19 protein-coding genes are annotated in these 18,822 nt (G+C 69.7%); 7 read left to right on the forward strand and 12 right to left on the reverse strand.

Annotated features, from left to right (window positions below):
- Positions 1-8: 8 nt before the first annotated feature.
- On the reverse strand, positions 9-1,034 hold the full coding sequence (locus ASF32_RS07905) for a hypothetical protein (protein ID WP_056426028.1): 1,026 nt from the start codon (positions 1,032-1,034) through the stop codon (positions 9-11).
- A 334-nt stretch (positions 1,035-1,368) separates the two neighbouring features.
- Between ASF32_RS07905 and ASF32_RS07910 the strand changes: the two genes are divergently transcribed.
- Together ASF32_RS07910 and ASF32_RS07915 are read left to right on the forward strand one after the other, a co-directional pair.
- Positions 1,369-2,835 (forward strand): ATP-binding protein, encoded by a 1,467-nt coding sequence (locus tag ASF32_RS07910; protein WP_056426030.1) that lies wholly within the window; start codon positions 1,369-1,371, stop codon positions 2,833-2,835.
- A complete protein-coding gene (locus ASF32_RS07915; protein ID WP_056426034.1) occupies positions 2,832-3,494 on the forward strand; it encodes a response regulator transcription factor in 663 nt (220 codons plus the stop codon). The genes ASF32_RS07910 and ASF32_RS07915 overlap by 4 nt, the downstream gene beginning before the upstream one ends.
- A gap of 16 nt (positions 3,495-3,510) precedes the next feature.
- Here ASF32_RS07915 and ASF32_RS07920 read toward each other — a convergent pair whose 3' ends face one another.
- Positions 3,511-4,413 carry a LysR family transcriptional regulator gene (locus ASF32_RS07920; RefSeq protein WP_056426037.1) on the reverse strand — a complete coding sequence of 301 codons (903 nt, stop codon included), beginning with the start codon at positions 4,411-4,413 and terminating at the stop codon, positions 3,511-3,513.
- Between the two features lie 98 nt (positions 4,414-4,511).
- On the opposite strand from ASF32_RS07920, the gene ASF32_RS07925 reads away from it, so the two are divergent.
- Complete coding sequence (locus tag ASF32_RS07925) at positions 4,512-5,459, forward strand: alpha/beta hydrolase (protein ID WP_056426241.1); 948 nt, start codon at positions 4,512-4,514, stop codon at positions 5,457-5,459.
- 28 nt (positions 5,460-5,487) lie between these two features.
- Here ASF32_RS07925 and ASF32_RS07930 read toward each other — a convergent pair whose 3' ends face one another.
- Genes ASF32_RS07930 through tsaD form a run of 5 tightly spaced genes read right to left on the reverse strand, consistent with a single transcriptional unit; the run spans position 5,488 to position 9,370 of the window.
- The gene (locus ASF32_RS07930; protein ID WP_056426040.1) at positions 5,488-5,904 is read right to left on the reverse strand and encodes an EVE domain-containing protein; all 417 of its coding nucleotides are present in this window, start codon (positions 5,902-5,904) and stop codon (positions 5,488-5,490) included.
- 50 nt (positions 5,905-5,954) lie between these two features.
- Positions 5,955-6,419: an opioid growth factor receptor-related protein gene (locus tag ASF32_RS07935; protein WP_056426043.1), complete on the reverse strand. Its 465-nt coding sequence runs from the start codon at positions 6,417-6,419 to the stop codon at positions 5,955-5,957.
- Positions 6,416-7,405 carry an NAD(P)H-dependent glycerol-3-phosphate dehydrogenase gene (locus ASF32_RS07940; protein WP_056426046.1) on the reverse strand — a complete coding sequence of 330 codons (990 nt, stop codon included), beginning with the start codon at positions 7,403-7,405 and terminating at the stop codon, positions 6,416-6,418. Before ASF32_RS07940 ends, ASF32_RS07935 begins: the two co-directional genes overlap by 4 nt.
- Positions 7,402-8,307: a GNAT family N-acetyltransferase gene (locus ASF32_RS07945; protein ID WP_082470020.1), complete on the reverse strand. Its 906-nt coding sequence runs from the start codon at positions 8,305-8,307 to the stop codon at positions 7,402-7,404. Before ASF32_RS07945 ends, ASF32_RS07940 begins: the two co-directional genes overlap by 4 nt.
- Positions 8,308-8,326: 19 nt before the next feature.
- Positions 8,327-9,370 (reverse strand): tRNA (adenosine(37)-N6)-threonylcarbamoyltransferase complex transferase subunit TsaD, encoded by a 1,044-nt coding sequence (gene tsaD, locus ASF32_RS07950; RefSeq protein ID WP_056426052.1) that lies wholly within the window; start codon positions 9,368-9,370, stop codon positions 8,327-8,329.
- 157 nt (positions 9,371-9,527) lie between these two features.
- On the opposite strand from tsaD, the gene ASF32_RS07955 reads away from it, so the two are divergent.
- The 4 genes from ASF32_RS07955 (at position 9,528) to ASF32_RS07970 (ending at position 15,593) form a co-directional block, all read left to right on the forward strand.
- Entirely contained in the window at positions 9,528-10,244 is a 717-nt protein-coding gene (locus tag ASF32_RS07955) for a uroporphyrinogen-III synthase (RefSeq protein WP_056426244.1), read from the forward strand.
- Between the two features lie 136 nt (positions 10,245-10,380).
- Positions 10,381-12,648: a hypothetical protein gene (locus ASF32_RS07960; RefSeq protein WP_056426055.1), complete on the forward strand. Its 2,268-nt coding sequence runs from the start codon at positions 10,381-10,383 to the stop codon at positions 12,646-12,648.
- A gap of 129 nt (positions 12,649-12,777) precedes the next feature.
- Positions 12,778-14,358 carry a heme biosynthesis HemY N-terminal domain-containing protein gene (locus tag ASF32_RS07965; RefSeq protein ID WP_056426058.1) on the forward strand — a complete coding sequence of 527 codons (1,581 nt, stop codon included), beginning with the start codon at positions 12,778-12,780 and terminating at the stop codon, positions 14,356-14,358.
- Positions 14,359-14,465: 107 nt separating this feature from the next.
- Positions 14,466-15,593, forward strand: a complete 1,128-nt coding sequence (locus ASF32_RS07970; RefSeq protein ID WP_056426060.1) for a DUF2336 domain-containing protein — start codon at positions 14,466-14,468, stop codon at positions 15,591-15,593.
- Positions 15,594-15,617: 24 nt separating this feature from the next.
- Here ASF32_RS07970 and ASF32_RS07975 read toward each other — a convergent pair whose 3' ends face one another.
- The 5 genes from ASF32_RS07975 to ASF32_RS07995 all read right to left on the reverse strand — a co-directional run bounded on the left by ASF32_RS07975 (position 15,618) and on the right by ASF32_RS07995 (position 18,716).
- Complete coding sequence (locus ASF32_RS07975; RefSeq protein WP_056426063.1) at positions 15,618-15,959, reverse strand: DUF1491 family protein; 342 nt, start codon at positions 15,957-15,959, stop codon at positions 15,618-15,620.
- 247 nt (positions 15,960-16,206) lie between these two features.
- Positions 16,207-16,644: a hypothetical protein gene (locus tag ASF32_RS07980; RefSeq protein WP_244477917.1), complete on the reverse strand. Its 438-nt coding sequence runs from the start codon at positions 16,642-16,644 to the stop codon at positions 16,207-16,209.
- A gap of 13 nt (positions 16,645-16,657) precedes the next feature.
- Entirely contained in the window at positions 16,658-17,038 is a 381-nt protein-coding gene (locus ASF32_RS07985) for a hypothetical protein (RefSeq protein ID WP_056426070.1), read from the reverse strand.
- A 71-nt stretch (positions 17,039-17,109) separates the two neighbouring features.
- Positions 17,110-17,571: a hypothetical protein gene (locus tag ASF32_RS07990; RefSeq protein ID WP_056426073.1), complete on the reverse strand. Its 462-nt coding sequence runs from the start codon at positions 17,569-17,571 to the stop codon at positions 17,110-17,112.
- A 401-nt stretch (positions 17,572-17,972) separates the two neighbouring features.
- Positions 17,973-18,716, reverse strand: a complete 744-nt coding sequence (locus ASF32_RS07995; protein WP_056426074.1) for a peptidoglycan-binding domain-containing protein — start codon at positions 18,714-18,716, stop codon at positions 17,973-17,975.
- Between the last annotated feature and the right edge of the window lie 106 nt (positions 18,717-18,822).

The raw sequence follows: 18,822 nt of genomic DNA on the forward strand, positions 1-18,822 counted from the left end.
GTCGAGGGTCAGAACTGGTTCGGCAGGTTCTTCACGGCGTTGCCGAGGGCTTCCACGCTCTCGGCGATCTTGCGACCGGCCGGGGCGAGGGACGGCACTTTCAGGCCGAAGATTTCGCTCTGTTCGGGTTCCGGTGCCGCTGCGGGTGCCGCTGCGGGTTCGGCGCTGGCTTCCTGCACGGGCTTCGCGGGCTTGGCCGGCTTGGGCTTGGCCACAGCCACACTCGGCTTGGCGACACTGGCGGCGGGCTTCACGACTACGCTGGCGCTGGGCTTCGACGTTTCCGCACCGGCCTCGGCACGGGTCGGCTCAGGGGGAAGCGACGCGAAGCTCGTGGCCGCCGAGCGCGCGCGGATGGTCTGGGCCGCACTCGGGGCGATGACCGAAGCGACGCGGTTCGGCACGATGGGCGAGAGTGCGTTGGGCGGCAGCGCCAGGCTCACCGGCTCGATCGGCGGCAGCGCCTTCGGACGGGGCGCTTCGGCCTTGACGATCGAGGGAGCGGGCGTCGCCGCCGCCAGCGTCACGGGAGTATCGACCTTCGGGGGTGCTTCGACCTTGGCAGCGGCCTCGACCGGCGCGGGACTTTGAACCTTCGACATCGCCTCGGCCGTAACCGGCTCCTCGACGAGGGCCCGCCTCTCCACGAGTTGAATGCCGGTATCCCGGACCGCCGCGGGTGATCCGGCGACCGAGGCAAGGGCGGGCACGCCGTCGCGCAGGTCGGGCCAATCGGCCGCTTTGGCCTGGAGGGCCTGCGCCTTCTGCATCTGGTAGAGGTTCGGCCGCGCCACCTGCGGACCAGCGAGACTGCCCATCGCCGAATAGGCCGCGTAGGACAGGCCGGCCACGGCGACGCAGCCCAACGTTCCGAGAACGACCATGCGACCGCGCGCGGCGGGCTTCGACCCAAGCTTCGACCCAGGCTTCACCGGCCTGGCCGCGACCGGCTTGTCAGCAACAACCTTGTCAGCGACGGGCTTGCGGGAGCCAGCGTCGCGCCTTTCGCTCGGGTCGATGGCAACCTGCATCATCGGGCGAGTTCTCTAACAATGGTCGAAAAAACGTTTGACCGTCACGGAATCGCGACGGCGCGGAACGGACGTGATGCCGACATTCGGGCACAAAGATGTCCTCGGACATCGTGCCAGTCACGCCCGTGTCGTCGCTCACATGTATCTGGATAAAGCATTGGCGCTTAACGCTCGGTATCCGTCGAGCACTTGCGGCCGAGCGCCATTTTCAGATGGTCGCGGCGTCGGGGTGAAACGGGCGCTGTGCGCCCCATCCCGCATGCGCGCATTCCCAGCGGATGGGTTATCGCTACAAGCGCACAGCCGCACCCGATCCATCCCGGTACGATCGACGATGACCCTATCTCCCCCCGGCCCCCCGCCTGTGGAACCGGCCAGACGCGCCTCGCCGCGCCTACGCTGGGCCTCCCTGCCGACGCGGGCACGCCTCGTCGTCCTCGTCCTCGCCATCGATCTGCTGGCGGCCGTGGTCTCGTTCAGCCTCATCGTGGTCAATGCCCGCTCGGCCGTGCAGGTCGAGATGCAGGCGACCCTCGCCAATATCGAACTGGTCGTGGCCGACACGATCGGCCTCGCGCAATCGGCCTCCCCCGCGAGCCTGCTGCGCACGCTGGAATTAAGGGTGCAGGACCTCCGCCATGTCCGCGTCGCGGTGTTCGATGCCGAGGGCGGTAAGGTCGCCCTGGCCAACCCGCGCGCGCGCCGCGAGAGCCATCTCGCCCCGCGCTGGTTCGCCGCCCTGATCGCCCCGGCACCACAGCGCGACGAGTTGCCCATCGTGGCGCAGGGCCAGCGGATCGGCACCGCGCTCATCACCACCGAACCCCTCGACGAGATCGACGAGGTCTGGGGCTACACGGTCTCCCTCTCGCTCGCGAGCCTGTGCCTCAATCTCGGGCTTCTCGGCGCCCTCTACATCGCCTTCGGCCGCGTCCTCGCTCCCCTGACGCAGCTGGCGGACGGCCTGACCCAGCTCGAGCGGCACGATTACACGGTGCGGCTCGACCCGCCCGCCTCACGCGAACTCGCCATCATCGCCGAGCGCTTCAACAGCGTCGCGGAGGCGCTCTCCGAAGCCCGCGCCGCCAATGGCCGCCTCAACCGGCAGCTTCTCACGGCGCAGGACGACGAGCGGCGGCGCACCGCGCTGGAACTCCACGACGAGTTCGGCCCCTGCCTCTTCGCGCTCGAGGCCAATGCCGCCTCGGTGACGCGGATGGCGCAGGCCGAGAGCCAGCCGGACCGGGCCAAGCTCACCGCCCGCGCCGACGAGATCAGCGCCATCGTCGGGCAGGTGCAGGGGCTGAACCGCGACCTTCTGAATCGCCTGCGTCCCCATGCCCTGGGTCAGGTGCCTCTGGCCGAGTGCCTGCAGCTTCTCCTGCGGAATTTTCGCAGCCGCCATTCCGAGACGGTGTTCGAAGGCCGCTTCACCGACCTCGCCCGCGGCTACGGCGACCTCGTCGACCTCACCGTCTTCCGCTGCATCCAGGAGAGCATGACCAACGCGGTCCGGCATGGGGAGGCGCGCCATGTGATGGCGGAGGTGAGCGAGAGCCACGCCTCCGACGCGTTGCGGGTCGAGATCCGCGACGACGGCACCGGGCTGGCGGAGAAACGCACGTCCGATCTCGACGGAGGTTTCCGCGGTGGAATCGGTTTGTCGGGGATGCGAGAGCGCGTCGAAGCGCTCAGCGGCACATTTCACCTTGACAACGCGGCGCCGGGGACGGTTGTCCGGATAGTGATACCGCTCGATCCCGAGCGGACCGAGGACACGAGCCCGATCGTTTCCGTATGAACGCGTTCACACCGACATCGACCCAAGCGCCCGTCCTCGTGATCGACGATCATCCGATCGTCCTCCAGGGCTGCCGTCGCGTCCTCGAAGACGCCGGTATCGAGCGGATCGCCGAGGCGACCAGCACGGTGGCGGGCTACCGCCTGTTCTTCCGCCTGCGCCCCTCGATGGTGATCTGCGACCTGACCTTCCAGGGCAGCGGGCTCGCGGGTCTCGATCTCATCCGCCGGATGCGCAGCGCCTCGCCCGGCATTCGCATCCTGGTCTTCAGCATGCACAACGATCCGGTGATCGTATCGCGAGCGCTGGAGGCTGGGGCGCTGGGCTACGTGCTGAAGGACCATGCATCGGTGGAATTGTACGAAGCCTTCGAGAAGGTCCGTTCCGGCCAGGTCTATCTCGACCGTCGCCTCGCCACCGAAGTCGCCATGCTGCGCACAGACCCGCGCCGTACGCCGGAATCGCAATTGACCCCGCGCGAGCAGCAGATCCTCACCCGGCTGGCCCAGGGCAAGTCCTATGGCGTCATCGCGAGCGACCTGTCGGTGAGCTACAAGACCGTCACCAACGCCTGCTCGCAGATGCGCCAGAAGCTCGGCGTTCGGACGCTGGCCGAACTCATCCACGTGGCGGTGACGCAGGCGCAGCGGCAGGGGTGAGATAGCCCCCCGGCAATCAGACGATGCCGTCGATCCGGCGCAGGGCCGGGACGACGAAATCGACGAAGGCGCGCACCGTCGGCCGTAGGAACTTCGCCGAGGAGTAGGTGAGGTAAAGCTCGGTCGGCCGGATCTCGTGATCACCCAGGACTCTGACCAGACGCCCGCTCGCCAGTTCCTCCGTGACGAGTTGGACCTGCGCCGTCCCTATCCCCCGCCCCGACAACATGGCGTCGATGAGGACGCGCGCGTTGTTGGTCGTCAGCACCGGCCGCACCGGGACTTCGACCGTCTCACCGTTCCGGCACAGGGGCAATGTATCGGCCCGGGACAACACCGTGTCGGTGACGAGGAGGCTGTGGTCGAGGAGATCGTGCGGCTCGGTGACCGAAGCGCGTGTCTCGAGATACGACGGTGCCGCGACGAGGATGCGCTGGACCAGCCCGATCCGACGCAGGATCGCCTCCTGGTCGACCGGGCGGCCCATGCGGATGGCGAGATCGAAGCCTTCGTGGATGAGATCGGCCGAGCGGTTCTCGAGGGTCAGGCGGACCGAGACGGCCGGGTGCCGATCCTGAAAGTCGGCGACGATCCGGTGGAGGCGGCTCTCTCCCAAGCAAACCGGGCCATGCACGCGCAGGGAACCTCCGATCGTCCCGGCTTCGTTCCGAGCCTCGTCGATTGCGGCGTCGATGGTGGCGAGGGCGCCATTGGAGGCTTCGTAGAGACGCAAGCCCACGGGTGTCGGCCGGATGGCGCGGGAGTTTCGCTCCAGCAGCCGGGCGCGGGTATGCGCTTCGAGATTGCGAAGGAGCTTGCTCACCGCCGGCTGCGAGATCCCGAGATCCTCGGCGGCCGCCGTCATCGAACCGCGCTCCACGGTGCGAATGAAGGCTCGGAGGGCGACGGTGAGATCCACGCATAACCCCTGGTTATGGCAACGAGCGCTGTCCAGCGCGTAGACGCTGCGTCGGCATCGGACAACCATTCTGCATCGCAACCATGACGGATGCCGACATGCCGATCCAGCGCCGAGACCTCCTCCGTTCCGCCGCATGCGCCTCCCTCGCGCTCGGGATCGCGCCCGCGCTCGGGGCGGTGCCCGATTCCGGGCTGGATGCGGGCGTGCTGCCGCCGGGAGCGGCCAGTCGCTTCGCGCAGCTCAATGGCATCCGCATGCATTACGTCGTCGCCGGATCCGGCCCGCCCCTGGTCCTTCTGCATGGCTGGCCGCAGACATGGGCGGCCTGGAAGGCCACGATGGCCGCCTTGTCCGACCGCTTCACCGTCATCGCGCCCGATCTCAGGGGGCTCGGTCTCTCGGAGCGCACCGTATCGGGCTACGACAAACGTACGATTGCGGAGGATATCCGTGCTCTGATCGACCACGAGGCGGGTGGCCGTGCGGGCGTGGTCGGGCACGACATGGGCGGCAAGGCGGCCTACGTCCTGGCGCATCTGCACCCCGACCAGATCTCCCGACTCGTCCTCGCCGATTGCCTTCTTCCCGGCACGGAGAACATGGACCCGCTCCAGGGCGGAGCGTGGCACTATGGATTCCACATGGCCCCCGACATCCCCGAAAAGCTCACGGCCGGTCGGGAGCGTGGCTATATCCGCGACCAGATCAGGGCGTGGTCCCACCGCAAGGAGGCCGTTACGGACGAGGCGATCGCGGAGTACGCGCGGCACTATGCATTGCCCGGCGGCATGAAAGCGGGGTTCAACTACTATCGCGCTCTCAAGGACGACGCCGCGCTCGCGGCCAGCTTCGCCGGACGCCGTCTCGCAATGCCGGTCCTGGCCATCACGGGCCGTTACGGGGTGGGCTCGCGCCTGTCGGACGCCCTGAGCCGCGAGAGCGATCGGCTGGAGACGGTCATCGTCGAGGAGAGCGGCCATTTCGTCGCCGAGGAAGCGCCGGAGACGTTCCAGGGTGCCGTGGCGCAATTCATGATGGGCTGATCGCTTGGTCGGACGGGGTGGGGAAGCTCTAAACGAGCCCACCCATCCCGCGCACGATCGCCCATTCCTCCTCCGTCACCGGCTGGACCGAGAGGCGGGAATTGTTGGCCAGTACCATCGCCTTCAGTCGCGGCTCGGCCTTGATCGCCTCCAGGGTCACCGGCTTCTTCAGCGGCTCGACGGCCCGCAGGTCGACCATGCCGAACCGGCCGGTCGGGTCGGTGTCGTCGGGGTAGTAGGGGCGGATCACCTCGACGATCCCCACCACCGCCTTGCCCTCGTTGGAATGGTAGAAGAAGCCGCGCTCGCCCACCTGCATCGCCATCAGGTTGAGCTTGGCGACGTGGTTGCGCACCCCGTTCCACGGCGTGCCGTGCTCCCCCGCCTCGACCTGCTGGTCCCAGGACCAGGTCTTGGGTTCGGATTTGTAGAGCCAGTACGCCATCGCTCGCCTTTTCGATCGTCGCGCCTCCTTAGCGCGGGAAAGCGTAGCCGTCAGGCGTCGTGCAGGGCCGATCCCCAGTAGCGCAAGCTGTCTTCGTTGATGGGCGAGCCGGCTTGCGCGTTGCGCGCGGTCACGAAGGCGTGGAATGCCTCCGCCTCGTCCGGACTGAGAAGGCTGCGGCTCGCGGTGAGTATCCGGGTGATGCGCAGGTGGTTGTGGTCGTAGGGGCGCAGCCAGCCGTCGGTGCGGGTATAGAAGAGCCGCATCCGTGCGAGCGCCGAGCGCAGGCCCGCTCGCGCGGTCTCGTCGGCGCGGATCGCCTCGGCCTCGTCGCGCCCCAGCACCGGGGCGCCCGGCACCGCGCGGCTGGCTTTGGCCAGGGGAAAGCACCATTGGATGTAGTCGTGCACGCCCTCGATCCGCGCATCGTCGAAGGCGAGGATGTCGGCGAGGCTGCGCCGCGCGCCATCACGACCCGTGCCGGCGAGGAAGGCGTGGATCGGCCCCGTGCTCATTCGGCCTCCCCCTTGAGGGGACGGGCGAGGAGCCCCGCCACCACGGCATCTACGCTCGCTCCCCCGGAGACGATGGCGGCCACGGCCTCGGCCACCGGCATCTCCACCGCGTTGCGGCGCGCCAGGGCGATGAGCGCGGCGGCGGTGAAGGCGCCCTCGGCGAGCTTGCCGCCCGCCGCCTCCTCCGGGGTGGCCCCGGCGCCGAGGCGCTGGCCGAAGGCGAAGTTGCGCGATTGCGGCGAAGAGGCGGTGAGGACGAGATCGCCGAGGCCAGACAATCCCATCAGCGTCTCGGGCCGTCCGCCATAGGCGCGGGCAAAGCGCATCAGCTCGGCGAAGGCCCGCGCGATCAGGGCGGCGCGGGCGCTCTCACCGAGGCCGCGCCCCGCGACGATGCCGGAGGCGATGGCGAGCACGTTCTTGCCCGCCCCGCCGATCTCGACGCCGCGCACGTCGTCGGTGTGGTAGACGCGCAGAGCCGGGCCGGACAAAGCGGCGGCGAGGCGGCCGGCGAGGGCGCCATCCTCCGCGGCCAGAGTCACGGCGGTGGGCAGGTTGCGGGCGACATCCGCCGCGAAGCTCGGGCCGGACAGGACGGCCACGGGCGCGCCGGGCATCGCCTCGGCCGCCACCGCGCTCATGAAGGCGTCGCTGCCCCGCTCGATTCCCTTGGCGCAGAGGACGATGGCCGCCTGCGGATCGAGGGACGGGCGCAGGGTTCCCAGAACGCCGCGCAGGGTCTGGGCCGGCGTCACCAGCAGGACGATGCCCGCCCCGGCGAGATCGCGCGCTTCGCCGGTGGCGCGGATGCCGTCGTGCAGCGTCACGCCGGGCAGGTAGCGGGCGTTCTCGCGGCTGGCCTGAAGCCGAGCGGCGGCCTCCCCGTCGCGCAGCCACAGGGTCACGGGCCGCCCCGTGGCCGCCGCCGCGTTGGCCAGCGCCGTTCCCCAGGCGCCCCCGCCTACCACCGCAATCCGCTCGCTCATGATCGATGGTCCTCTGGCGCTTGGTCCCCGATCGAGGATGTCCCGCCCGCCTTCAGCCGATAGAGCCGATGCGGCTGGAGACGGTCGTCCGCCGGGAGGGCCGGATGCAGGAAATCCTCGGCGAACACCATGCCGAGCCGGTGCATGACCCGCAGCGACGGGGTGTTGCACGCGGCGGTGAAGGCCACCACGGCCGGCACGCCGCAGCGCCCGAACAGGTCGTCGAGGGCGAGCTTTGCGGCTCTCGTGGCGAGGCCGCGTCCCCAGGCGGAGCGGGCCAGTCGCCAGCCGATCTCCACCGTCGCGCCCGCCGTCTCCCCACCCCCGAACGGCATGGGTCGGATCAGCCGCATGGCGCCGACGAAGCCGACGAACCCCTCCCCCGGCACGTCGAGCGCCCAGGGCCCGAACCCGTCGGACTCGAAGCGCCGGTCGATGGCGCGCGCCTCGATCAGGCTCTCGCCCCGGCTCTTGGTGGAGGGGAAATGACGCATCCCCTCCGCATCGGCATTGAGATCCGCGAAAGGCCGATCGTCCGCACGAAGCCAGCGCCGGAGGACGAAGCCTTGCCCCTTGAGCGAGGCGGGAACCGGCGGCGGCACGCTGCGCCGGATCTTGCCGCGCCAGGCAAGGGAACGCCGGTTGAGGAGTCCGAGATCGGCCTTCTCGGCCAGCACCGCCTCGCCGAGATCGATGGCGAGGGAGAGCCGGTCGGGCGGCATGTTCGCCCAGGCGGGCGGGGCGACGCTCTCGCGCCAGGGACCGCCGCAGGCATTGTCGAGGAGGATGCGCGCGAAACAATGATCGAGGCGCACCGGCCATTCCGGCCGGGCACGGGCCGCTTGGGGAAGACGCCGGTCGACGAGGTCGCGCCAGCGCCTCTGCAGGGCGACGGGCGGCACGGTCCCTTTCAAAAGACCCTCAGGCAACCGCCGCCGCCTCGGCGAAGGGCCAGCGCGCGCGCGCGGGCGCGGTGAGATCGTCCACGAGGCCGAGGCGCAAGCGCTCGATTCCCGCCCAGGCGATCATCGCGCCGTTATCGCCACAGAGGGACAGGGGTGGGGCCACGAAAGCGAGACCGGCCTCGTTTGCCTGTGTCGTCAGCGCACGCCGGATCGCGCCGTTGGCGGCGACCCCGCCGGCGGCGACGAGGGCGGTCGGATGGCCCGCGATGGAGCCGAACTCGCGCAGGGCGACACGGACCCTGTCCACCACCACGTCCACCACCGCCGCCTGGAAGCTGGCGCAGAGATCGGCCACATCGGCGCTGGAGAGCGGGGCCAGCCGCTCGGCCTCGATCCGCAGGGCGGTCTTGAGGCCCGACAGGGAGAAGTTCGGCTCGCGGCGGCCGAGCATGGGCCGCGGCAGGGCGAAACGCTCCCCGTTGCCGGTCTCGGCCATGCGCTCGACCTCGGGGCCGCCTGGATAGCCGAGGCCCAGGAGCTTTGCCACCTTGTCGAACGCCTCGCCGATGGCATCGTCCACAGTGGTGCCGAGGCGGACGTAATCGCCCACGCCCTTCACCGCCACGAGCTGCGTGTGCCCGCCGGAAGCCAGCAGCAGCAGGTAGGGAAAGCCGATGCCGTCAGTGAGCCGGGCCGTCAGCGCATGCGCCTCCAGATGGTTCACCGCGATGAGGGGCTTTCGCGCCACCAGCGACAGGGTCTTGGCCGTGACGAGGCCGATCAGCACCCCGCCGATCAGGCCCGGCCCGGCCGCGACCGCGATGCCGTCCACCTGCGACAGCCTCATTCCGGCGCCGTCGAGGGCACGGGCGACGAGGCGGTCGAGCACCTCCACATGGGCGCGGGCCGCGATCTCGGGCACGACGCCGCCATAGGCCGCGTGCTCGGCGATCTGGCTCAGAACCTCGTTGGAGAGGATGCGGCCTCGCCCGTCCTCGCCCGGCATCACGACGGAGGCGGCCGTCTCGTCGCAGGTCGTTTCGATGCCGAGGACGTTCATGACGATGCTTTGGATTTCACGGAGACAAGGTTTCCCACCCTAGCCGGGCATGACGGTGGAGGGCAACGACGGCCGGAGCCAGCGATGGTCGTCCACCGGCAACGACGTGTCATCGAAGCGGCTTGCCAACGGCCCGCCGAGGAGCGAATCCGAAGCCATGGTGGCGACACGAATCTGGATCGCGCGGCCCGAGCCGGGCGCCACGCGCACGGCCGAGCGACTCTCCGCCCTGGGCTTCGAGCCCCTGGTGGCGCCGGTCCTCGTGGTGGCGGCGACGGATGCTCCCCTGCCGGAAGGCCCCTTCGACGGTCTCGTCGTCACCAGCGCGAACGCGCTTCGGCAAGCCTCGCGATGGCACCCGCTTCATAGCGTCCCCGTCTTCGCGGTGGGTGCACGCACGGCGGCGCTGGCACGGGAATGCGGGTTTACATCGGTAAAGACGGCCGACGGCAACGCCGCCGATCTCGTCGGCCTCGTGGAGCGGGAAGTCTCGCCGGGAGCATCCCTGCTGCATGTGGCGGGGGAGGACCGCAAGGCGGAACCGGAGGCATCCCTGACACGAGCCGGCTTCCGGCTGACGAGCCACATTGCCTATGGCGCACGAGCCGTGCCGTCGCTGCCCGCATTGGTGGCGTCGGCGCTCGCGCCCCCGTCCACGCTGACAGGCGTGTTGCACTACTCACGAAGAAGCGCCGCGACGGCTTGCGAACTCGCCATCAAGGCGGGATATGGCGGAGCTTTCGCGGCGCTCAGGCATTACTGCTTGTCGGCGGACGTGGCGGCTCCCCTGGCTCGGGTTGGGATCGCTCCCCATTTCGTTGCCGGACAGGCCAATGAGGATTCACTTCTCGCGGGCCTGACATCAGGATTCTGACAAGCGGTCTCGCCGAGGCGGCGGCCTCGGTGCTAGGACGAATGACAAGCTGTGACCGCAGGGCGGCAAACGGAGCGCGGAACGCGCCAGGTTGCGGAATGCGGCAGACGAAAGTCGGGAAGGGAGCAAGAAGCCCGTGAATCCACCCAACAGCGACGGAAAAGGTCCGGGAACGCCCACCGGGGCGAACGGCCCCAAACCCGAGACCGGCAAGCCCGAAACCGGCAAGCCTGAAGTGGGCAAGCCCGGCACACCGATTCCCGGCTCCACGAGTGCTGCCTCCACGAATCCTGCCACCGCCAAGCCGGGCTCCACGAATCCTGGCTCTTCGAATCCCGGCTCCGCAAGTTCAGGCGAAGCAAAGCCCATCGTGCCGCCCGTAGGATCACAGGCCCAGCCGGCCAAGGCCGAGACGCCTGTCGCCGGCACGACACCGGTATCGACGGTCGCCAAACCTTCGGACGGCAAGCCGGCCGACGTGAAGCCGGCTGAGCTGAAGCCCGACGCCGCGAAGGCGGGCACGTCTCCGTCCAGCCCCGTGAAAGCGGATGCGCCGAAGGCGGAGCCCGTCAAATCCGAGCCGCCGAAATCTGCCGCATCGAGCTTCGACGCCGGCAAGGCGGGTGGCCCCAAGCCCGATCTGTCCAAGCCCGATCCGGCGAAGTCGGAGCCGGCGAAGCCTGCCGGTTCCGGCCCCATCGGCGCAGGTCCGGCGGCGAGCGGTGCGTCATCGATGCGTAACGATGCGCCGAAAACCGGGGCGGCCACCAGCGGCCCGCAATCCACGCCGCAGAAGGCAGAGATCACCGACGGGCCGATCATCGACCTGAAGGCGAAGCGGATTTCCGATTCCCCCGAGGCCACCAAGACCGGTCCTGCTTCGAGCGCGACCAAACCCTCCGGCTCCACCACCTTCACGGGCAGCCCGGACAAGCCGTCCGCGCCCTCCGACGCGAAGAGCGCCGGTTCGACAACACCCAAGATCGGTCCGGCCGTTGCCGCGCCCGAACCCAGGCGCGGCGGCGCGGGCTTCGGCTCGGTCGCCACGGCCGGGCTCCTCGGTGGTGTCATCGGTGCCGGCCTGCTTTTCGCCGTGGAGCGCTCCGGTGCCCTGGGCGTCGCGGAGGACGGTCGCATCGCCGCCCTCGACCAGAAGATCGCCGCGCTTGCGCCGAAGGAGGCCCTCGCCGCCCTCGACAAGCGCATCGGCGCCAACGAGGCCGGCCTGAAGCCGCTGCAAGAATCCATTCGCTCGGCCGATGCCATCGCCAAGGAGGCGCTGCAGAAGGCGGGATCCGTGTCCGCGGTACCGACCACGGCGCCGACCGGTGACGGATCCGCGCCAGCCGCGACCCTGCCGCCGGATCTCATGGCCCGGCTCGATGGGCTCGACCAGCGCGTGGCGGCTCTACAGGAAGAGCCGGGACGCGACCAATCCGGCAATGCCGGTCTCACCGCCATCACCCCCCAGACCCTGACCGGTCTCGAGGACAGGCTGAAGGCCGTCGAGGGCAAGGTCGACACCGCCGCCAAGCCCGCCGCCAACGACGGGCTTGCGAGCCAGGTCACCGCCCTGAAGGGTGAACTCGAGACGCGCACCAAGGCGAATGCCGAGGCCGGGGAAGCGCTGAACCAGAAGCTCGCGAGCCTGCAGCAAACCCTCGAGAGCCGCGTGAAGGCCGCGACGGAAGCGGTCCAGACCGCGACGCAGGCCAGCCAGCAGGCGGTCGACGCCAACAAGGCGCAGGCGGCCGAAGCGGCCAAGGGCGTGGAGCGGCTCATCCAGGCCCAATCCGAGAAGATCGCCGGCCTCGATCAGGCCCTGGCCAGCCGCGCGGAGGCCTCCACCGTCCAGGCCGCCATGCGGGTCGTCGCGGCGGACCGCATCGTCGGCGCGCTGAATACCGGCTCGCCCTATGCCGATGCACTGGCGGCCCTGCGCAGCTCCGAACCCGGCGATCCGGCACGGCTCAGCGCCGTCGCGGCCTTCGCCGACAAGGGCGCTCCGACGGCCGCGTCTCTCGCCGCCGAGTTCCGTCCCATCGCCGAGCGGATCGCCGCGAACCGCAAGGCGGCCCAGGCGAAATCGGTGGCCGAGACAGGCGACATCAAGCAGCGCCTGATGAGCATGGCCGAATCCATCGTCCAAGTCCGCAAGGTCGACGCGCCGGCAAAGCCCGGCGAAACCGTCACCGAGGATGCCGTGCCGAAGGTGCAGGATGCCCTGGATCGCGGTGCCATTGCCGAGGCGGCCAAGGCCTTTGCCGGCCTGCCCGAGGATGTACGCGGGCAGTTCGGCGAGTTTGGCACCAAGCTCGCCTCGCGGGCCGCGGCGGGTGACGCCGCGCGGATGCTGCTGGCGGACGCGTTCAAGGCCTTGCCGTCGACCGGTACAGCCCGGTGAGGTCCGTCCGTCTGCGCGGATCGCCGGACGGCGTCGTCTCGATCATTGTGTGCGGGCGCAGCTTGCCCGCCTTTCCCGATACTCGCGTCCCCTCCCCGGCCGACGCCACCTTCCGGAGTTCGTGATCCCATGTGGCGCGCCCTCGCCTTTCTAGCCCTCCTCGCCATTGCCGCCTTCGGGGCGACATGGATCGCCGACCGGCCCGGCACGGTCACCATCGTGTGGAACGGGTACGAGGTCGCCACGAGCCTCGCCATCGCCCTGATCGGGGTGCTCATCGCCGCCATCGTCATCGGGTTCATCTGGGCCGTGGTGAGGGGAATCATCACGCTTCCCGAGGCCCTGGTCCGTGGCTCCAAGGAGCGTCGCCGGGCCAAGGGTTTCTCCGCCCTCTCGCGGGGCATGGTCGCGGTCGGCTCGGGCGATCCCCTGGCGGCGCGTCGCCATGCCAGCGACGCCGAGCGTCTGCTCGGTGCCGAGCCCCTGGCGCTCCTCCTGAAGGCGCAGGCCGCCCAGATCTCCGGTGACCGCGAGGCGGCGGAACACGCGTTCCAGCGCATGGTCAACGATCCCGAGACGCGGGTGCTCGGCCTGCGCGGGTTGTTCGTGGAAGCCCGCCGCCGCGAGGACGACGTGGCCGCCCGTGCCTATGCGTCCGAGGCCGCGCGCCTCGCTCCCAGCGTCACCTGGGCCAACGAGGCCGTGCTGGAGGCGCAATGCGCCGATGGCGATTGGAGCGGCGCCGTCGAGACGGTGGAGCGCCGTGCCTCCCTCGGTCTCATCGAGAAGGGGCTCGCCCGTCGCCAGCGCGCGGTCCTTCTCACCGCCGCAGCGCAGACCCGCGAGGCCGGCGAGCCCGAAGCGGCGACGCAGCGCGCTCTCGATGCGGTCAAGCTCGCGCCCGACCTCGTCCCGGCCGCCTGCATCGCCGGACGCCTGCTCGCGCGGCGCGGCGACCTGAGGAAAGCGGCCAAGATCGTCGAAGCGGCCTGGCGCGCCAATCCCCACCCGGACCTTGCCAAGGTCTATCTCGGCCTGCGCGTGGGCGATTCCGTGCGCGACCGGCTCGCCCGGGCCGAAACCCTCGCCAAGATTTCCACCTGGCACCCCGAAGCCCGCCTCGCCATGGCGCAGGCCGCCTTGGAGGCGCAGGAATTCGGCAAGGCCCGCGAAGCGCTGGCGCCCCTTCTCGCCGAGCGTCCGACCGTCCGCACCTGCCTCGCCATGGCGAAGATCGAAGAGGCCGAGCACGGTGCGGGAACAGGCCGGGCACGCGAATGGCTGGCCAAGGCCGCCCACGCCCCGCGCGACCCGATGTGGATCGCGGACGGGATCGCCTCGGAGCGCTGGGCGCCGGTCTCGCCGGTCACCGGCCATCTCGACGCCTTCGTCTGGAAGGCGCCGACCGAGTTGCTCGAGGGGCCGTCCAGCGACGATGTCACCGGCGACCTCGTCGACAAGGACGATCGCAGCCAACCGGCCCTCGCGCCAGCCCTGCAGGGCAACGAGATGCCGGCACCGGTGCCTGCGCCCGTCGCGTCACCTGCGAAACCCGCCGAACCCCAGCCGGTGAACGGCGCCGCTATGGTGTCGAAACCCTCCGCGCCGGCCACGGGTCCGATGGCACCCGGTGCCGTGACACCGGTGGTGTTCCCCCCGCCGAAGGGTTCCGATTCCACGTCTGAGAACAAGGCGCGTCTGGTCGGCTGATCCCGCAATGGGGCAAGAAGGGCGGCGCGGCGGCGTCGCCCTTTAAAGGTCGGTTCACGCAAGCTCGCTAAAGCTGTGTCCAGCGAGTTCTGCGTAAACGAAGTGCCATGTCCCCATCTCTCGACGATGCGCCGGACTTCTCCGGCCTGATCGAACTGTCGCGTCTCGGTGACCTCGATCTGAAACCTGTCATCCTCCGGGTGCAGACCGATCTCTTCCTCACCGCGACCGCGCGGGACAGGAAGACGGTGGAGGCCTTCGAATCCCTGGCCGGCGGCCTGATCCCGACCGTCGACGACGAGACAGCCGAGATCGTGGCGCGCAAGCTGGCGCCCTTCCCCGCGACCCCGCAATCCGTCCTCGCCGCACTCGCCGCACGCGGCGGTGAGATCAGGGATCTGGTCATCGCGCAGGCGCCGGACCTGTCGGCGCTCGTGATCGAGGCCGCACTGGCGGACGGGTCGGACATCGCCGTCGCCATCGCCCGACGGGCCGATCTGAGCCGCAGCCTCATCGACGAGATGGCCTCCCGCGACGTCGCGGCCATCGATCTCGCGCTTGCCGAGAACTGGCAGCTCAGCCTTCAGGGCACCACCGTCGCGCTCCTGGTCGGTCGCGCTCGTACCAGGCCGGACCTGGCCCAGGCGCTGCTCGCCCGTCCCGACCTCGCTCCGGGCGATCTCGGACCACTGTTTCTGTACTCCGACGAGGAACTCCGCGAGGCGATCGGCCGGGCGGTGGGCTCGCGCGCCGCACTTCGGCCAGCGCCGCCCCTGCCGCGGGAGGCCGGAGCCATCCTCACGGGTTTCTCCGGGCGCAAGGACGTGGCCGGCTTCGTCGGCGCACTGTCGGACATGCTCGGGCTGCAGCGCAATTTTCTCGCCGGGACACCCGACCCGAGCCGCCGCTACGACCTCCTGACCCTGGCGCTTCGCGCGGTCGGGCTGCACGAGGAAGAGGCGGTGTATGTCTTCCTCACCCTCAACGAGACCGTGGCCCGCTCCGTGGACCGGGTCTACGATCTGGTGAAGCTGTTCCGCACCATCCCGCGCGGTGCGGCCCGAGACCTTCTCTGTGCGGTTCTCGACATGCCACTGGCCGAGCGGCTCAACGGCGGCTCCGCCCACCAGCCCTACGCGGCCCCCGACGCGGTGCGTCCCCGCATGCCCGCCACCGAGCGCGCCCCGCTACGCCCGGCCCTTCCCGGCAGGGTGCGGCAGTCCGGAACGGCCTGACGGTCCGCCGGAGCCCGCGTCGTTCTATTCGGCGAGATCGAGATGGTGGCGGCCTGCGCGGTCGTCGATCTCGATGATCCAGAGATCGTCGTCGAAACGCAGTTCCTTGCCGATGCGGAGTTCGACATCGGGCGGCGAGGCTTCGCTCATCAGCCGGACGAAGCTGCGGTCCGCCCCGTCCCCGGTATCGACGAGGGATTGCGGGGCCGGACCATAAAGGTCCGCCCGGCCATCCAGACGGTCGACCTTCACGAAGATGGCTCCCGCCTCGGGCGCACCGCGCCGTCGCTGCACCGCGTCGATCCCCTCGACGGCGAGACGGCGGAGATGGGCCGAGACCCAGAAATCGGAGCGCAGGCGAGGCATGGCCCGCCTATAGCACCGATGGATTGGCGCAAGCATCGGCCTCTGTGGACCAATGCCCGGATTGGATCCGACGCTCGATGGCGATCGCCCGTCTCGGGTCTATAAATCGACCGGTGCCGGGTTGATCGACAAGGCTCCTGCGCCTGGATCAGACACAAACGGGACCACCCTTGCGAGGGGCGGTCCCGTTGGGTTTCCAGAGAAGCGTCCAGCCTTAGCACGCCAGGATCGGGTCTGCCCGGAAGACCTACTGGGCGACGGTCGAACCGGTCGTGGTGGTCGATTTCACCGGCTTCGAACCCGGCTCGTGCGACATCGTCTTGGTGCGGGATTCGACGCTCTCGCCATCGCGGACCTTGGTCTTGGTCTGCGACTTCGAGAAGGTGCCGCCGTCATGGGACATCGCCTTGGCCTGTCCGTTCAGGCCACCGTTACCGGTCTCGTTCACGTGCGAGCGATCCTTGCTCTTGCCGCCGGCGGCGCTGCCACCGGTCGCGAGCGAGGAGCCCGTCGCGCCGTCCGAGCCCGTCGAGGTGCCGCCCGTCCCGACCGTCGAGGCGGACGTGCCGCCGGCGGCGGCGGAACCGGCGCTGCCGCCCGTCGCGCTGCCGCGAGTCTGGGCATCGGCGATGGCGGGCGCGAGGAGGAGCCCGAGGGCCGCGAGCGCGGGAAGAACCTTGGTCATCGTCATGTCAGCCTCACCTCTTGTCCTTGGGAACGGTGACCACGCAGTCGCCGTCGCCGGTGGTGGTCATCGTGGTGCCGTTGCCGGAGCTCGAACTCGAGGCCGAGCTGCTCATCGTGCCATCGGCGGATCGGGTGGTGACGGACGGGCCCCCGGTGGAGGAACTCTTCACGCCGTCCGGACCGGCCGTGACCGAACTCGACACCGCTCCGGTGTTCTTCGCCGCATCGGACGAGACGATTTTACAGGGTTTTCCGTTCGGCCCGGTGGTGACCGTCGTGCCGCCCGAGACGCCGTTCGGTCCCGCGGTGACGGTGCTGGTCTGGGCATGGCTCGCGGCGACCCCGGCAATGGCGAGGGCGCCGCCGAGAAGCGGCAGGATCATACGCGCCATGGTGCAACTCTCCTCGGAAGCGGGATGGGCGCGGCTCCGGGGAACCGCGCCCGAGGGGTCAGACCTGCGGCTCAGCGCTTGTTATGGCCGGGCGCGTTCTCGGAATTGCCGGGACCGCTCTTGTCGTGGCCAGCGGCGCTGCCGGACTTGCCGGCGCCGCCGGACGTTCCGGCGGACGAGCCACCGGTGCCGACCGTCGAGCCGCTAGTGCCCTTGCCGGCCGACGAACCGCCGGTACCGACCGTCGAGCCCGAGCCGCTACCCGTGCCGGCGGACGAACCACCCGTGCCGACGGTCGAGGAGCTGTTGCCGCCACCGGCCGACGAACCGCCCGTGCCCAGCGTCGAGGACGTGCCCGAGCCGCTTCCGGAGCCAGCCGACGAACCACCCGTACCGACCGTCGAAGAACTGGTGCCACCGCCCGCGGAAGAGCCGCCGGTTCCGACGGTGGACGACGACTGCGCGACCGCCAGGGCAGCGCCACCGAGGACGAACGTGGTCGTGAGGGCGACGATGCGAATCTGCTTCAACATAAGGTTGCTCCAGTTGTTGTAGTCTTTACGGAGCAATAAACGGAGACCTGCCAAATACCGTTCCAACAAAATGCAGCTTACTTGAGCAAAGCGCCTATCTGAACGGCAGATTAACTCGCCGTTCTATTTACCCCGAGCGTGGCCGACCGTTCAGGGACTTGCCCTGCTCGAGAAAGGACTGGTTGGCCGGAACTGCCAAACGGTGTTCGGCCAGAATCTCCGCCATTCCTGAACCGTCAGGAGAGAGGCGCGAGCGGGCAGGAACGACGATTCCCGTTTGACCGTTCCACGCCGACATCGCGGGGGCTTCGCGCGTTCGCGCGCCGTCGACACCGAAAGCGGCCTTGCCGCTTTCAATCCCTCATACACAGAGGACAGAGGCCGAACGCCGGATCCGACCCTTATCCCTTGGTCGAGCCGGCACGGGAGGCGAGTTCGCGCAAGGTGCGGCCGGCGGCGACGCCCTTGACCGGGAGCTTGCGGTCACGCTCGAATTTCTCGATGGCCGCACGTGTGCCGGGGCCGAGGACGCCATCGGCGACGAGCGGTCCGTAACCGAGTTTCACCAGGGCGCGCTGTGCCTGCGCCACGGCCTGATCGGGTTTCGGCGTCACCGACGCCGTGGTTTCCCCGGCCTTGATGATGTCTGCGATGACATCGCGCTTGGTCGACGCCGCCGCCGGCGCGGGCTTGGGCGCGGGTTTGGCCGCCTCGATGGCCGGCGCGGCTTTCGGCTCGGGAGCGGTCTCGGGCTTCGGCACCTCGATCTTGCGCGGCGCGGCCTCCGCCAGTTTCGCCGGCTCGGCTGCCTGGCCGGATACCGGCTTGGCGGCGGTGGTGGTGCCGGCACCCTTGCCGAGGGTGGGGAAGAGCGGCGCGGGGTGGCGGCCACCCTGGTAGCCGAGCGCATTCAGGGCGACGGCCGCCACTGCACCGATGGCAACGACCGAGCCGAGCACCTCTCCCGGCCGGCGCAGGCACAACCGCCCGAACCCGCCGACGGCTTGCACGACGTTCCGGAACCAGCCGGAGGCGGGCCGCCGGGCGGGACCGGAGGCGGGTTTGCGGCGGGGCGCGGAGGCCTGCGCCGCCCTGGTCGGCACGACGATCTCGCGCTGGTCGCGCTTCGGCAGCGGTTCGCGCATGGTCTATCCCCTCGAACGCAGACGACGGCCCGACAGATCGAGCCGGGAACGGAAAACCGGCCCCGGCGAAACGCCGTGCCGGTACGGAATGCGCGCGCCTCGTCCG

The organism is Methylobacterium sp. Leaf91 (assembly GCF_001422815.1).
Classification (GTDB): domain Bacteria; phylum Pseudomonadota; class Alphaproteobacteria; order Rhizobiales; family Beijerinckiaceae; genus Methylobacterium.

Coding starts and splice junctions, on each gene's coding strand:
- ASF32_RS07910 (WP_056426030.1), top strand. CDS start 1,369: ATGACCCTATCTCCCCCCGGCCCCCCGCCTGTGGAACCGGCCAGACGC.
- ASF32_RS07955 (WP_056426244.1), top strand. CDS start 9,528: ATGGTGGCGACACGAATCTGGATCGCGCGGCCCGAGCCGGGCGCCACG.
- ASF32_RS07905 (WP_056426028.1), bottom strand. CDS start 1,034: ATGATGCAGGTTGCCATCGACCCGAGCGAAAGGCGCGACGCTGGCTCC.
- ASF32_RS07930 (WP_056426040.1), bottom strand. CDS start 5,904: ATGGCGTACTGGCTCTACAAATCCGAACCCAAGACCTGGTCCTGGGAC.
- ASF32_RS07995 (WP_056426074.1), bottom strand. CDS start 18,716: ATGCGCGAACCGCTGCCGAAGCGCGACCAGCGCGAGATCGTCGTGCCG.
- ASF32_RS07965 (WP_056426058.1), top strand. CDS start 12,778: ATGTGGCGCGCCCTCGCCTTTCTAGCCCTCCTCGCCATTGCCGCCTTC.
- ASF32_RS07925 (WP_056426241.1), top strand. CDS start 4,512: ATGCCGATCCAGCGCCGAGACCTCCTCCGTTCCGCCGCATGCGCCTCC.
- ASF32_RS07915 (WP_056426034.1), top strand. CDS start 2,832: ATGAACGCGTTCACACCGACATCGACCCAAGCGCCCGTCCTCGTGATC.
- tsaD (WP_056426052.1), bottom strand. CDS start 9,370: ATGAACGTCCTCGGCATCGAAACGACCTGCGACGAGACGGCCGCCTCC.
- ASF32_RS07940 (WP_056426046.1), bottom strand. CDS start 7,405: ATGAGCGAGCGGATTGCGGTGGTAGGCGGGGGCGCCTGGGGAACGGCG.
- ASF32_RS07935 (WP_056426043.1), bottom strand. CDS start 6,419: ATGAGCACGGGGCCGATCCACGCCTTCCTCGCCGGCACGGGTCGTGAT.
- ASF32_RS07975 (WP_056426063.1), bottom strand. CDS start 15,959: ATGCCTCGCCTGCGCTCCGATTTCTGGGTCTCGGCCCATCTCCGCCGT.
- ASF32_RS07990 (WP_056426073.1), bottom strand. CDS start 17,571: ATGTTGAAGCAGATTCGCATCGTCGCCCTCACGACCACGTTCGTCCTC.
- ASF32_RS07980 (WP_244477917.1), bottom strand. CDS start 16,644: ATGACCAAGGTTCTTCCCGCGCTCGCGGCCCTCGGGCTCCTCCTCGCG.
- ASF32_RS07970 (WP_056426060.1), top strand. CDS start 14,466: ATGTCCCCATCTCTCGACGATGCGCCGGACTTCTCCGGCCTGATCGAA.
- ASF32_RS07985 (WP_056426070.1), bottom strand. CDS start 17,038: ATGGCGCGTATGATCCTGCCGCTTCTCGGCGGCGCCCTCGCCATTGCC.